Raw genomic sequence first — 13,479 nt, forward strand, 5'->3', positions numbered from 1 at the left:
TTATAGCAGAGCAGGCGCGGGTGTCCAGCAACGATACGCCGAACGATGGCAAAACCCGTCGGACGCCTCCAGACGTTACATGGCCCTACCCCTTCCTCAGATAATTCACCAGCCGGTCGATCACCGGGGCGTTCCTTGGCGTGATCAGGCTCACCAGTATGGCGGCCGCGAAGCCGGCGGGGACGCCGAACGCTCCGGACGCGATCGGGTCCACGCCGAACCATCGGTTGCCGAAAATGCCGGTCATGCGGGTGAAGAACGGATAATTCACGAAGATGTAGTACACCGCCACGGCAAGGCCGGTAGCCATGCCGGCGACGGCACCGGCTGCTGTTGTCCTGCGCCAGAAGATGGCCAGCACCAGTACCGGGAAGAAGCTCGATGCCGCCAGCGAGAACGCTGCGCCGACCAGGAACAGGATGTTGCCGGGCCGCAGCGATGTGACGTATGACGCGAACAGCGCCACGCCCAGCAGCACCACCTTGGCCGTGGTTACGCGGCGCTGGTGGGTCGCCTGGCGGTCGATCATGTGGTAGTAGACGTCGTGCGACAGCGCGTTGGCGATGGTCAGCAGCAGTCCGTCCGCCGTCGACAGCGCCGCGGCCAGTGCGCCGGCGGCGACCAGCCCGGAAATCACATAGGGCAGGCCGGCAATTTCCGGCGCGGCCAGCACGATCATGTCGGGCTGGATCAGTATCTCGGCCCATTGCACGATGCCGTCGCCATTCATGTCGCGGATGCCGAATACCGGCGGATCGACCTTGCGCCATTGCACTACCCACTGCGGCAGTTCCGCGTACGGCGTACCCACCAGGTGCTGGAAAAACTCGACCTTGACCAGCGCCGCCAGCGTGGGCGCCGACACATAGAGCAGCGCGATGCAGAACACGGCCCACGCCACGGAATTGCGGCTTTCCTTGACCGATGGCGTCGTGTAGAGCCGCGTCAGGATGTGCGGCAGGCTGGCCGTGCCTACCATCAGGCAAAACACCAGCAGCACGAAATTGAGCCGGCGCGTCTTGCGTTCCTGCTCCGACGCAGCGGGATACGGTTCGGTCGATGGCGTGGAAGGCTGGCTGCGCGCCAGGGCTTCCTCGCGCTGCTGGGTCCACTGCTGCAGGGCGGCCGCGGCATCGGCGGGAAACGCCTGCCGTTCGCGCTCTACCGTCTTGATCTCGCGCAGCGGCGCATTGCGGGCGCGCAGTTCCAGCAGGCGCGCATCAAGCAGTTGCCGCTCCTCGTTGAACGACATCGGCAGCCGGGCAATACGGTCCTGAAGGTCGATGGCCTGCTGGCGGAAGATCTCGCGCACCTGTTGTTCCGCGGGATCGCGATCGAGCTGCTTCTCCGCAGCGTCGATCTGTTGCAGCAGCCCGCCATAGCTCACCTGCGGCAGCACCTGATGGTGATGCTTCCATGCAATCAGCGACACCGCCAGCAGGAAGGCCACGATCAGCATGATGTACTGGGCCACCTGCGTCCACGTCACGGCGCGCATGCCGCCCAGGAACGAACAAACCAGGATGCCGGCCAGCCCGAAGAACACGCCCACCGCGAATTCCACGCCAATAAATCGCGTGACGATCAGCCCCACGCCCTGGATCTGGGCCACCAGATAGACAAACGAGCATAGCGATGCAGCCAGTACGGCAATCGCCCGCACGGGGATATTGCCGCCCGGCTTGCCGTTGCCATAGCGCGCCGCGAGGAAATCGGGAATCGTATATCCGCCATATTTGCGGAGGTACGGTGCCAGCAGGAACGCTACCAGGCAGTAGCCGCCGGTCCAGCCCATCACATAGGCCAGGCCCTCGTAGCCCGACGCGAAGATGATGCCGGCCAGGCCGATGAACGAGGCGGCGCTCATCCAGTCTGCCGCGATGGCCATGCCGTTGAACATGGCCGGCACGCGCCGGCCGGCCACATAGTATTCGTTGAGATCCGACGTGCGGCAGATCAGTCCGATGCACGCGTAAATCGCGATCGTGACGAACAGGAAGACGTAGCCCAGCCAGAGCGCATCGGCGTTCGAATGCTCGAGCAGGCCCATCATGCCGACGAAGCCCAACAGTCCGAGCGTGAACAGGCCGTAGTACAGCATCAGCCGACGGCGGAAGCGCGACTGGGTGTCTGGCATCAGCGCAACGATGAGTGGAAATCAGTATGGAAAAAAAGCATTGTGCCCGCCCCGGGCAGCGCCGGGGCGGGCACAACGTGGGTCACGCCGCCGGATAGCGCGCATGAACCCGTGGCGTTACTGCGCCTGCTTCAGTTGATCCAGGATGGCCGGGTTTTCCAGCGTCGAGGTGTCCTGCGTGATTTCCTCGCCCTTGGCGAGCGACCGCAGCAGGCGTCGCATGATCTTGCCGGAGCGCGTCTTGGGCAGGTTGTCGCCAAAGCGGATGTCCTTCGGCTTGGCGATCGGGCCGATCTCCTTGCCCACCCAGTTGCGCAGTTCGGCGGCGATCTTCGTGGCTTCATCGCCGGTCGGACGCGACCGCTTGAGCACCACGAACGCGCAGATGGCCTCGCCGGTGGTGTCGTCCGGACGTCCCACCACGGCAGCCTCGGCCACGATCGGGTTCGACACCAGCGCCGATTCGATCTCCATCGTGCCCATGCGGTGCCCCGACACGTTCAGCACGTCGTCGATGCGGCCCATGATCGTGAAGTAGCCGGTGTCCTTGTCGCGGATCGAGCCGTCGCCGGCCAGATACAGCGTGCCGCCCAGTTCCTCGGGGAAGTAACTCTTCTTGAAGCGTTCCGGATCGCCCCAGATCGTGCGGATCATCGACGGCCACGGACGCTTGATCACCAGGATGCCACCACTGCCGTTCGGCACGTCCTGGCCCGTTTCATCGACGATGGCCGCCATGATGCCCGGCAGCGGCAGCGTGCACGAACCCGGCACCAGCGGCGTGGCCCCCGGCAGCGGCGTGATCACGTGGCCGCCGGTTTCGGTCTGCCAGAACGTGTCGACGATCGGGCAGCGTTCCTGGCCGATGTTCTTGTAGTACCACATCCACGCCTCGGGGTTGATCGGCTCGCCGACGGTACCCAGCAGGCGCAGGCTCGACAGGTCGTACTGCTTCGGGTGGATCTTCTCGTCGGCCTCGGCCGCCTTGATCAGCGAACGGATTGCGGTGGGCGCCGTGTAGAAGATGCTGACCTTGTGGCGCTGGATCATCTCCCAGAAACGCCCCGCGTTCGGGAACGTCGGCACGCCTTCGAACACGACCTGCGTGGCGCCGGCGGCCAGCGGGCCGTAGGCAATATAGGTATGGCCGGTGACCCAGCCGATATCGGCGGTACACCAGAACATGTCTTCGGGCTTGACGTCGAACGTCCAGCGCATCGTCATCAGCGCCCACAGCAGGTAGCCGCCGGTGCTGTGCTGCACGCCCTTCGGCTTGCCGGTGGAGCCCGACGTATAGAGCACGAACAGCGGATGTTCAGCGCTCACCGGCTCGGCTTCGCAGTGATCGGGCTGGCCGGCCGACACGTCTTCCATATAGCGGTCGCGGCCTTCGGTCCAGGCCACCTTGCCGCCGGTGCGGCGATAGACCACCACGTGCTTGACCGCTTCGCAGCCGCCCAGCGCCAGCGCCTCGTCGGCAATGGCCTTGAGCGGCAGTGCCTTGCCGCCGCGCATCTGTTCGTCCGCCGTGATCAGCGCCACCGCACCCACGTCAACCAGGCGCTCCTGCAGCGACTTGGCCGAGAAACCGCCGAACACCACCGAGTGGGTGGCACCGATGCGCGCGCAGGCCTGCATGGCTACCACGCCTTCGACCGACATCGGCATGTAGATGACCACGCGGTCACCCTTCCTGATGCCCAGCGCCTTCAGCCCGTTGGCGAAGCGGCTGACCTTCGCCAGCAGTTCCTTGTAGCTGACGTGCGAGACGGCGCCATCGTCGGCTTCGAAGACGATGGCCGTCTTGTCGCCATTGCCTTTCTCGATATTGCGCTCGAGGCAGTTGTACGACGCGTTGAGCTGGCCGTCCTCGAACCACTTGTAGAACGGCGCATGGCTTTCGTCCAGCACCTTGGTGAAGGGCTTGTGCCAGTGCAGCAGTTCGCGGGCGTGGCGCGCCCAGAAGCCTTCGTAGTCGCGCTCGGCCTCGGCGCACAGGGCGTTGTACGCCTCCATGCTCGGAATCGCGGCGTTCTTCGCGAACGACTCCGGGGGATTGAAAACGCGATGCTCCTGCATTACCGACTCGATGGCGGACATGGGTTGTCTCCTGGTTTGGCTTTGACTGCTTTGGGTGCAAGGTACGCCCGGCGCCTTACTTAAACCTGACGGTCCGCTTTGGGCGATGCTGCGATGCAGCAGGTCTGGCATGGCACGGCACGGGAGACTTGGGGGCACAAGTGCAGTCGGCTCTACTAAGTTAGCACAGCTATAATGCGCCGGACCCAAATACCTGAACGCGGCACACGCCCTTTCCATCGGATGGCATGCCCCCTGCCATCGCAGCCGGCCCATGGCGTGCGAAGGGTTAGCCCGCTCTGTCAAACGTGATGGTCTCCATCGGACGAACTTGCCCATCCACGCCCTCCTCCTGATCGCCGCGATGGCCCTTGTCGGCAGCAATGTCGGGCTCGGCAAATCGATCATTGCCCATGTGCCCGTGCTGCTGTTCGCGCTGATGCGATTCCTGATCGCCATCGCGTGCCTGGCGCCGTGGTACCGGCCGGCGCGCATGCGCACGGTGTCGCGCGGCGAATGGCTGAACCTGTTCCTGATGGCGTTCTTCGGCACCTTCATGTTCACGCTGCTGATGCTTGGCGGCGTGCGGCTGACCAGCGCGATGGCTGCCGGCGTGATCACCAGCACCATCCCGGCCACGGTGGCTATCCTGTCGTGGCTGTTGCTGCGTGAGCGACTGTCGCGGCGAACGGTGTTTTCGGTGCTGCTGGCCGTGGCCGGCATCGCCGTGCTCAATGTCGCGCGCGGCGGCGGCCATGACGATCCAGGCGGCCTGGGGGGCGGCGACGCGCTGGCCGGCAACCTGATGATCCTGGGCGCGGTGGTCTGCGAATCGATCTACGTCATCCTGTCGCGGCGATTGTCGCAAACGCTGGCCGCCATCGAGATCTGCGCCTACACCCACCTGATCGGCGGAGCGCTGATGCTGCCGCTGGGCATCGTGCCGTTGCTAACTTTCGACTTCGGCGGCGTGGACGGCGCCACCTGGGCCATGCTGGTCTGGTACGCGCTGTCGGCCAGCGTGTTTTCGTTCTGGCTGTGGATGAAGGGCATTCGCCATGTGCCCGCACAGCTGGCCGGGGTCTTTACCTCGGTGCTGCCGGTGGCGGCCGCGGTCTACGGCATCGTGGTGCTTGGCGAGCGGCCCGGCTGGGCCCATGGCGTGGCGCTGGCCTGCGTGCTGGCCGGCATCGCGTTGGCCAGCTGGCCGGGGCCGATCGCGCGGCGGGCGCTGGACAGCGGACCACGCTGATCCGGCCCAACGACACTAACGAATCGTTACCCGGCCGCGCTGTCGGGTGTCATGCGCTGCACGGTACAATCGACCCCCTATTCGATTGTCTGCTGACATTTACATTTTCTTCCGGCATCGCCCATGGCCCAACACACCCCGCTTCGTCCCCTGCGTCCCATTCCCCGCATCATCTTTGCCTCGCGCTGGCTGCAACTGCCGCTGTACCTCGGCCTGATCGTCGCGCAGGGCGTCTACGTCTACCACTTCCTGGCCGAGGTCTGGCATCTGCTGGCACACGTCACCACCTATGACGAAACCAAGATCATGCTGGTGGTGCTGGGCCTGATCGACGTGGTGATGATCTCTAACCTGCTGATCATGGTGATCGTGGGCGGCTACGAGACCTTCGTGTCGCGCCTGGGCATCGATAATCATCCGGACGAGCCCGAGTGGCTGGACCACGTCAACGCTGGCGTATTGAAGGTCAAGCTGTCGATGGCGCTGATCGGCATCTCGTCGATCCACCTGCTGAAGACTTTCATCGATGCCGAGCAGCGCAGCACGCACACGATCATGTGGCAGGTGATCATCCACGTGGCATTCCTGGCATCCGCACTGGCCATGGCCTGGGTGGACCGCATGGTGTCGCATCCCCACCACGCCCCGGGACATGGCGCGGCCAGCAGCGATGGTGCGGCGCAACAGGCACACTAGGCATCCCGTCCCTCCGAGGTGACTCATCCGCCTCACAGGAATACCCGACCAAAGGTGTCGACGGCTGTATGCATGCCGTACAGCCGTCGCCGCCACGGTGTATCATCCCGGGCTGTGTTTCACCGCTGCCCTCCCCCACAAAATGACAGTCATCAAGCAAGAAGACCTCATCCAGAGCGTCGCCGACTCGCTGCAGTACATCAGCTATTACCACCCGATGGACTACATCACCAGCCTGGGCCGCGCCTATGAGCTGGAACAGAGTCCGGCCGCCAAGGACGCGATTGCCCAGATCCTGACCAACAGCCGCATGTGCGCCGAAGGCAAGCGCCCGCTGTGCCAGGACACCGGCATCGTGACGATCTTCGTCAAGGTGGGGATGGACGTGCGCTGGGATGGCGCCACCATGGGCCTGACCGAGATGATCAACGAAGGCGTGCGTCGCGGTTACACGCACCCGGACAACGTGCTGCGCGCGTCGATCGTCAGCCCGCCCGAAGGCGCCCGCAAGAACACCAAGGACAACACCCCGGCCGTGATCCACTATGAAGTGGTGCCGGGCAAGACCGTCGACATCCAGGTGGCCGCCAAGGGCGGTGGCTCGGAAAACAAGTCGAAGTTCGTGATGCTGAACCCGTCCGACTCGATCGTGGACTGGGTGCTGAAGACCGTGCCGACGATGGGCGCCGGCTGGTGCCCGCCGGGCATGCTGGGCATCGGCATTGGCGGCACCGCCGAGAAGGCGATGGTGATGGCCAAGGAATCGCTGATGGAATCCATCGACATCCAGGACATCATCGCCCGCGGTCCGAAGGACTGGATCGAGGAAATGCGCGTCGAACTGTACGAAAAGGTCAACGCGCTGGGCATCGGCGCGCAGGGCCTGGGCGGCCTGGCGACCGTGCTGGACGTCAAGATCATGGCATCGCCGACGCATGCTGCATCGAAGCCCGTGGCGATGATCCCGAACTGCGCGGCCACCCGCCACGTGCATTTCACGCTGGACGGCAGCGGCCCGGCCAAGCTGGAAGCCCCCGACCTGTCGGCCTGGCCGCAGGTGGAGTGGGCCCCGAACACCGAAACGTCGAAGCGCGTCGACCTGAATTCGCTGACGCCGGAAGAAGTGGCTTCGTGGAAGCCGGGCCAGACGCTGCTGCTGAACGGCAAGATGCTGACCGGCCGCGACGCCGCGCACAAGCGCATCGCCGACATGCTGGCCAAGGGCGAGAAGCTGCCCCTGGACTTCACGAACCGCGTGATCTACTACGTGGGCCCCGTGGACCCGGTGCGCGACGAAGTGGTTGGCCCGGCCGGCCCGACGACGGCCACCCGCATGGACAAGTTCACCGAGACCATGCTGTCGCAGACCGGCCTGATCGCCATGATCGGCAAGGCCGAGCGCGGCCCGGTGGCGATCGAATCGATCCAGAAGCACAAGTCGGCCTACCTGATGGCCGTGGGCGGTGCCGCCTACCTGGTGTCGAAGGCGATCCGCGGCGCGAAGGTGCTGGCCTTTGAAGACCTGGGCATGGAAGCGATCTACGAGTTCGACGTCAAGGACATGCCGGTGACGGTGGCCGTGGACAGCTCGGGCACGTCGGTCCACAAGACCGGCCCCGCTGAATGGCAGGCCAAGATCGGCAAGATTCCGGTCGCAGCGGCGTAATTCGTTTCCAAGGCCTTGCTCCCCTCTCCCGTTCATGGGAGAGGGAGAAATCCGTCCTTACCCCCCGCGCGTGAATCCTTCCCCCATCGGCATCTTCGATTCCGGCCTTGGCGGCCTGTCCGTCCTGCGCGAAGTGCGCGCCATGCTGCCGCACGAGCCGCTGATCTACTTCGCCGATTCGCGCTACGCGCCGTACGGCGACAAGCCCGAGCGATTTGTCGAAGCCCGCACGCTGCAGGTCTGCGAATGGCTGGTGGCCCAGGGCTGCAAGGCGCTGGTGATCGCCTGCAACACGGCGACCATGCATGCCGTGCAGACGCTGCGCGAGCGGCTGGGCGTGCCGATCATCGGCGTGGAACCGGGGCTCAAACCCGCGGCGTCGCTGAGCCGGAGCAAGGTGGTGGGCGTACTGGCCACCGCCAATACGCTAAAGAGCGCCAAGTTCAACCGCCTGCTGACCTCGCTGGCGCACGACAGCCAGTACCTGTGCGCGGCGGGCCATGGGCTGGTCTCGCTGATCGAACAGGGCGACGTATCGGGCCCGGCGATTCGGGAGAAGCTCGACACCTACCTGCGGCCCATGCTGGATGCCGGCGCCGACACCCTGGTACTGGGTTGCACGCACTACCCTTTTTTGTCCGAGACGATTCGCGACATGGTCGGCAGCCGCCTGACGCTGATCGATACCGGCACGGCCATCGCGCGCCAGCTCGCCCGCAAGCTGGCCGAGTTCGGCCTGTCGGCCAGCCCCGACGCGACCCCGGCCATACGCTACCTGTCGACCAAGGACGCCGCGCACCTGCGCGAAATGGCAAGGGCGCTGCTCGATGTGGAGGCCAGCGCCGAGACCGTGGCCATCGAACCGGCCCCCGCCATCGACGCGCCTGGCTACTGAATGAAGCCTACCGGCTTGTGAAGCCGCACCTCCGGCTTCACGGAGTGCTCCTGGCGCAACTGCGCCAGGAATTCATCTGCCGTCAGCGCCTCGCCCAGCACCACTGACTGGCGCTTCACCGTCGCAAAATCGCCAGGCGTCAGGCAATCCATGCTGTCGAGATCGCGGCGGATGGCATCGGTCATGCGCCCGGCATCCCCATCGAGCGCCTCGTCGACGAACATCGCCTCGCGCTGCGCGGGCTTGAGCGGCAGAAAGCGGATCTTGAACGAGAAACGCCGCAGCGCCGCCTCATCGATGCGTTCGAACAGGTTCGTGGTGCAGACGAAGATGCCGTTGAAGCGCTCCATGCCCTGCAACATCTCGTTGACCTCGGACACCTCGTAGTTGCGCACCGCCTGCTGGCGGCTCTGCATGAAGCTGTCGGCCTCGTCGAGCAGCAGCACCGCGCCGTCTTCCTCGGCGCGCGCAAACATGGCAGCGATCTGCTGTTCCGTCTCGCCCACATACTTGCTCATCAGGTCCGAGGCGCGCCGGATCATCAGCGGCAGGTCCAGCGCCGCCGCGATGTGCTCGGCGAGCGCCGTCTTGCCGGTACCGGGCGGCCCGTAGAAGCACAACGTGCCGCGCCGGCGCGCACCCAGCGCCTGCACGATCTTGTCGACGGCGTAGCGTGTTTCCAGGTTCAGGTTGTCCAGCCGGTAGTGCGTGACAACCGGACGGGTTTCGGCCTCGGGGCGCAGGCCCATCGCGCGGTCGGCATGCTCCAGCTGGCGCAGGATCAGCGCCTCGACCGGCTCATCGACATCGGGCCGCGCGAGTTCGACGAACCGCGCCGCCGACTGCACCTGCGCCGGCGTCAGCGTCTTGCGCGCCGCCAGCGTCGCCACGAAGGCATCGCTGACGGCCAGGCTGCCAAGGTGCTTGCGAATAATGTTCTCGCGCACCTGGGGTGGCGGAATCTTTAATTCGAGATGAAACTGGAAGCGCCGCAGATAGGCCGGGTCGATCTGCCGGATCGAATTGGAAATCCAGATCACGGGCACCGGGTTCTGCTCCAGCGTCTGGTTGACCCACGCCTTGCCGTTGACGGACGCGCGCGTGTCTTCCTGTCCGAACAGGCTCATCAGTTCGCGCGCACTGCCGGGAAACACATCCTCGACTTCGTCGAACAGCAGCGCCGTGCGCGGGCGCCCCCGCAGAAAGGCTTGGGACACCTGCAACGACCGGTATCGATCCTTGCCCGACAGGCTGTTGCCATCGCGGTCGAAGCAGTCCACCTCGTAGAGTTCGCAACCGGCCTCGCGCGCCACCAGCCGCGCGAATTCGGTCTTGCCCGTGCCAGGCGGCCCATAGATCAGCACGTTGACGCCGCTGGCGTTCTGGCGCGTGGCATTGCCGAGCAGGGCGGTCAGATAACGGGCATCGGTCTCGACGTGCGGATAGTCGTTGGTGCCCAGCGTGGGTGGCGCCGCAGGCCGCGTGAAGACCGCCATCATCTCGGCCTCGCTCGCGTAGTTGCCCAGCAGCACGTGCAGCAGGCGGTCGGACAGGCGCATCAGGTCGCCCAGATCCGTCACGCTGTTTTCCGGTAGCGGCTGTTCGATCAGGTTCAGCGTCTCCAGGCGCGACCCCGGCCGCAGCGACGACGCGATGTCAGCCGGGCTGGCCGCGGTCAGCCCCCCCAGGATCTGGAATGCTTCCTGGCTGTGGGCCACCTTGCAGTCGACCATCACCGCGCGCAGGTCTCGCTTGTACTTGGCCAGCGCCGCGTAGAGCAGCAGCTTGCGCTCGTGGTCGGGCAGGTTCAGCACGTGGCTGAGCATGTCGATATTGCGCACCAGCAGCACGCGCTCGCCATCGAGCCGCGACGCAATCGCGGCCGACGACGCGGCAAAGACCGCGAACATGTCCTTGGCGTGGTGCTTGACGTATTCGTCGAGATAATAAAACAGCGCGCTTTCGTCGAAGGCACTGTTCCACTGGCCGTGGCGCTCCAGGAATTCCTCGGGCGACAGGCGCGAGGCGCCTTTCCACGCAGGCATGTCGGCGCAGCGCGCGGACAGGAATCGCTGCACGCGCAGCACCACGCCGTACGGCCACACCATTTCCTGCGCGCTGACGGTCAGCACGTCATTGATATTGCTGCGCAGATTGAAACGCGGCCCAAGCGCGCAGACCACGCGCAACGCAAACTGGGCGCACATCCAGTCGAGCGCCGAAGTGCCCACCGTGCCGGACGACGCGCGCAACAACGTGCTGCGGTCGTCCATCATGCGGTCGTCTTCAGCAAAACGGGTGAAGTCCATGGCTGGTTCCCTTCGCACGGGGCGCGGGGCGTCCGGACCGCGGGGAACGCCTGGCCTGTGCCGTGTCTGCCGCTAACTGGGGATTCCTATTAATCGTAGCGCGGATTTCCGCGGGTGGGGCATCGGAGGCATGCCGGGGCGCGACCTGTCCCACGTAACGCCGGATCGACACGCTGCCCGCCATTGCTGCGCAGTCCGCAATGAAGCGCCCGCACAATATCGTCACGCATTGCACAATACGCAACAAATAAGAATCATTATCGTTTATACTATCCCGCTGATACGCTGCCCAAGAGTGGCGCTCCCCCTGTAACCGGTTTTCAGCTGTGTTTCTTTGGAGCGTTATCATCATGGAATTGCTATTGAGCCTGCTGGTCGGATGTGGAATCTCGCTGATCCTGTTCTACCGCAAGTGATTGTGCCGCCAGGCGGACACCTGTCGTTCCTCTCATGTTCGATCAACGATTTTTAAAGATCACCGTTGCGGTCCTGCTGTTCCATGTCGGACTGCTGTATTTGATCCAGAGCGGGCTGGCCCGCAAGATGACGGAAGCTGTCATCGCCCCGGAGATCATCGCCCGCATCATCCCAATGGAGCAGCCGAAGCCCGAGCCGCCCGCCCCCGAACCGCCCAAGGCACAACCTACGCCGCCCAAGCAGGTCAAAGTCGTAACACCGCGTCCGACTCCGCCCAAGCCGCAGCCGACGCCGACCCCGGTCGCCAATCTGCCGCCGACGCCGAACGCCATCGAAGCGCCGCCCGCTCCGCCTGCCCCGCCGGCACCGGAGCCGCCCGCACCGCCGCCGACCGCCACCAACGCCGCACCGCGTGCTGTCGGTATCGGCGAAATGGCATGCTCGCAACCCGCGCCGGTGTATCCGCGCCAGTCGCAGCGCATGGGTGAGACCGGCGAGGCCGTCATCCGGCTGAACTTCGACGAGACCGGCAAGGTCGTGAAGGCCGTGGTGTCGAAGACCAGCGGGTCCGATCGCCTGGACGAGGCCGCACTGACCGCCGCCAGGGCGATCCGCTGCAAGCCGTACATGGAGAACGGACGCGCCATGGCCGCCACCGCGCAGCAACCGATCAAATTCGAGCTGAACTGATTTCCCGGAATTTTCCGATACCCTAAACACTGACACTTTCAGGAACCACCATGCAGGACCTCGGACTCTCCCACCTCTGGTCGCAAGGCGATTTCGTCATGCGCGCGACCGCCATCATTCTGCTGATCATGTCGCTGCTGTCGTGGATCGTGATTCTCACCAAGGCGTGGGATCTGGTTCGCCTCAAGAAGATGGCGCAAGGCGCGGAAAAGCGCTTCTGGCACTCGGACGATTTCGACCACGCGCTCGACACCCTGGGTGCCAGCGAGGCCAATCCGTTCCGCACCCTTGCCGTTACCGGCAAGGAAGCCGCCCAGCACCATCGCGCGAGCCAGCCGCAACTGCATGACGCGCTGGACATCTCCGACTGGCTGACCCGGTCGCTGAAGAGCTCGATCGACGAAGCGGTTGCCCGGATGCAATCGGGCCTGGCCGTGCTGGCCTCGGTGGGCTCCACGGCACCGTTCGTGGGACTGTTCGGCACCGTGTGGGGCATTTATCACGCCCTGATCGGCATCGGCGCCTCGGGCGTGCCGACCATCGACAAGGTCGCCGGCCCCGTGGGCGAGGCCCTGATCATGACGGCCTTCGGCCTGGCCGTGGCCATCCCCGCCGTGCTGGGCTACAACGCCCTGAGCCGCGGCAACAAGGGCGTGATCAGCAAGCTGAACCGTTTTGCGCACGACCTGCACGCCTACTTCGTAACCGGCGCCCGTGTGCGTCCGACCTCCGCCAACCGCGCTTCCGACGATGCGTCGATGCGCCTGGCCGTCAAGAACTGAGCGCGACTCATAGCGCCTGAAGGAAAGCATCATGGCATTCGGCACTCTCGACGGCGACGATGACGAGGTGATGAGCGAGATCAACATGACGCCGCTGGTGGACGTCATGCTGGTGCTCCTGATCATCTTCATCATCACGATTCCCGTCATCAATCATGCGGTCAAGATCGACTTGCCGCGTGCGACCAACCAGCCCAACGACGCCAAGCCGCAAAGCATCAACGTTTCGGTCGATGCACAAGGCAAGGTGTTCTGGAACCAGGAAGAAGTGGATCAGGCGCAGTTGGAACAGCGCATTGCGAACGCCGCGCAACTGCAGCCGCAGCCTGAGCTGCACCTGCGCGCCGACCGCGATGTGCGCTACGAGCGCGTGGCCGAAGTCATGGCCGCCGCGCAGCACGGCGGGCTGGGCAAGATCGGCTTTATCACGGAACCGAAGCACTGATCCGGCCTGGGCCGGCGCTCAGTAGCCGCTTCGTTTTCGCCGCAAAGGGCACCTTCGGGTGCCCTTTTGCATGGGTGTCCGACTCGCCTCGCACCTCCTGGCGACCCGTAC

Annotated in this window: 10 protein-coding genes; 7 read left to right on the plus strand and 3 right to left on the minus strand. The window is 64.8% G+C overall.

What is annotated here, in order from left to right:
- Positions 1-85 precede the first annotated feature (85 nt).
- Entirely contained in the window at positions 86-2,137 is a 2,052-nt protein-coding gene (locus tag BLQ58_RS01485) for a sodium:solute symporter family protein (protein WP_092594236.1), read from the minus strand.
- Positions 2,138-2,254: 117 nt separating this feature from the next.
- Positions 2,255-4,237 carry an acetate--CoA ligase gene (gene acs / locus BLQ58_RS01490; protein ID WP_029051671.1) on the minus strand — a complete coding sequence of 661 codons (1,983 nt, stop codon included), beginning with the start codon at positions 4,235-4,237 and terminating at the stop codon, positions 2,255-2,257.
- Positions 4,238-4,547: 310 nt separating this feature from the next.
- Here acs and BLQ58_RS01495 point away from each other — a divergent pair, with 310 nt between their 5' ends.
- The 4 genes from BLQ58_RS01495 to murI all read left to right on the plus strand — a co-directional run bounded on the left by BLQ58_RS01495 (position 4,548) and on the right by murI (position 8,725).
- A complete protein-coding gene (locus tag BLQ58_RS01495; RefSeq protein WP_175459815.1) occupies positions 4,548-5,468 on the plus strand; it encodes a DMT family transporter in 921 nt (306 codons plus the stop codon).
- Positions 5,469-5,591: 123 nt separating this feature from the next.
- Positions 5,592-6,164 carry a TIGR00645 family protein gene (locus tag BLQ58_RS01500; protein WP_092594238.1) on the plus strand — a complete coding sequence of 191 codons (573 nt, stop codon included), beginning with the start codon at positions 5,592-5,594 and terminating at the stop codon, positions 6,162-6,164.
- A gap of 142 nt (positions 6,165-6,306) precedes the next feature.
- Positions 6,307-7,830, plus strand: a complete 1,524-nt coding sequence (locus BLQ58_RS01505) for a fumarate hydratase (RefSeq protein ID WP_092594239.1) — start codon at positions 6,307-6,309, stop codon at positions 7,828-7,830.
- A 70-nt stretch (positions 7,831-7,900) separates the two neighbouring features.
- Entirely contained in the window at positions 7,901-8,725 is an 825-nt protein-coding gene (gene murI / locus BLQ58_RS01510; protein WP_029051732.1) for a glutamate racemase, read from the plus strand.
- Here murI and BLQ58_RS01515 read toward each other — a convergent pair.
- Complete coding sequence (locus tag BLQ58_RS01515; RefSeq protein ID WP_092594240.1) at positions 8,719-11,034, minus strand: AAA family ATPase; 2,316 nt, start codon at positions 11,032-11,034, stop codon at positions 8,719-8,721. The two genes, murI and BLQ58_RS01515, sit on opposite strands and share 7 nt — an antisense overlap.
- A gap of 450 nt (positions 11,035-11,484) precedes the next feature.
- Here BLQ58_RS01515 and BLQ58_RS01520 point away from each other — a divergent pair, with 450 nt between their 5' ends.
- From BLQ58_RS01520 to BLQ58_RS01530, 3 genes are read left to right on the plus strand one after another with little or no spacing between them, the layout of a single operon-like run.
- Positions 11,485-12,141: an energy transducer TonB gene (locus BLQ58_RS01520; protein WP_092594241.1), complete on the plus strand. Its 657-nt coding sequence runs from the start codon at positions 11,485-11,487 to the stop codon at positions 12,139-12,141.
- Between the two features lie 50 nt (positions 12,142-12,191).
- Complete coding sequence (locus tag BLQ58_RS01525; protein WP_092594242.1) at positions 12,192-12,923, plus strand: MotA/TolQ/ExbB proton channel family protein; 732 nt, start codon at positions 12,192-12,194, stop codon at positions 12,921-12,923.
- A 31-nt stretch (positions 12,924-12,954) separates the two neighbouring features.
- Complete coding sequence (locus BLQ58_RS01530; protein WP_092594243.1) at positions 12,955-13,368, plus strand: ExbD/TolR family protein; 414 nt, start codon at positions 12,955-12,957, stop codon at positions 13,366-13,368.
- The last annotated feature ends 111 nt before the right edge of the window (positions 13,369-13,479 follow it).

This window comes from Ralstonia sp. 25mfcol4.1 (assembly GCF_900104095.1).
Classification (GTDB): Bacteria; Pseudomonadota; Gammaproteobacteria; order Burkholderiales; family Burkholderiaceae; genus Cupriavidus.

Coding starts and splice junctions, on each gene's coding strand:
- BLQ58_RS01515 (WP_092594240.1), bottom strand. CDS start 11,034: ATGGACTTCACCCGTTTTGCTGAAGACGACCGCATGATGGACGACCGC.
- BLQ58_RS01530 (WP_092594243.1), top strand. CDS start 12,955: ATGGCATTCGGCACTCTCGACGGCGACGATGACGAGGTGATGAGCGAG.
- acs (WP_029051671.1), bottom strand. CDS start 4,237: ATGTCCGCCATCGAGTCGGTAATGCAGGAGCATCGCGTTTTCAATCCC.
- BLQ58_RS01500 (WP_092594238.1), top strand. CDS start 5,592: ATGGCCCAACACACCCCGCTTCGTCCCCTGCGTCCCATTCCCCGCATC.
- BLQ58_RS01520 (WP_092594241.1), top strand. CDS start 11,485: ATGTTCGATCAACGATTTTTAAAGATCACCGTTGCGGTCCTGCTGTTC.
- BLQ58_RS01485 (WP_092594236.1), bottom strand. CDS start 2,137: ATGCCAGACACCCAGTCGCGCTTCCGCCGTCGGCTGATGCTGTACTAC.
- BLQ58_RS01525 (WP_092594242.1), top strand. CDS start 12,192: ATGCAGGACCTCGGACTCTCCCACCTCTGGTCGCAAGGCGATTTCGTC.
- BLQ58_RS01505 (WP_092594239.1), top strand. CDS start 6,307: ATGACAGTCATCAAGCAAGAAGACCTCATCCAGAGCGTCGCCGACTCG.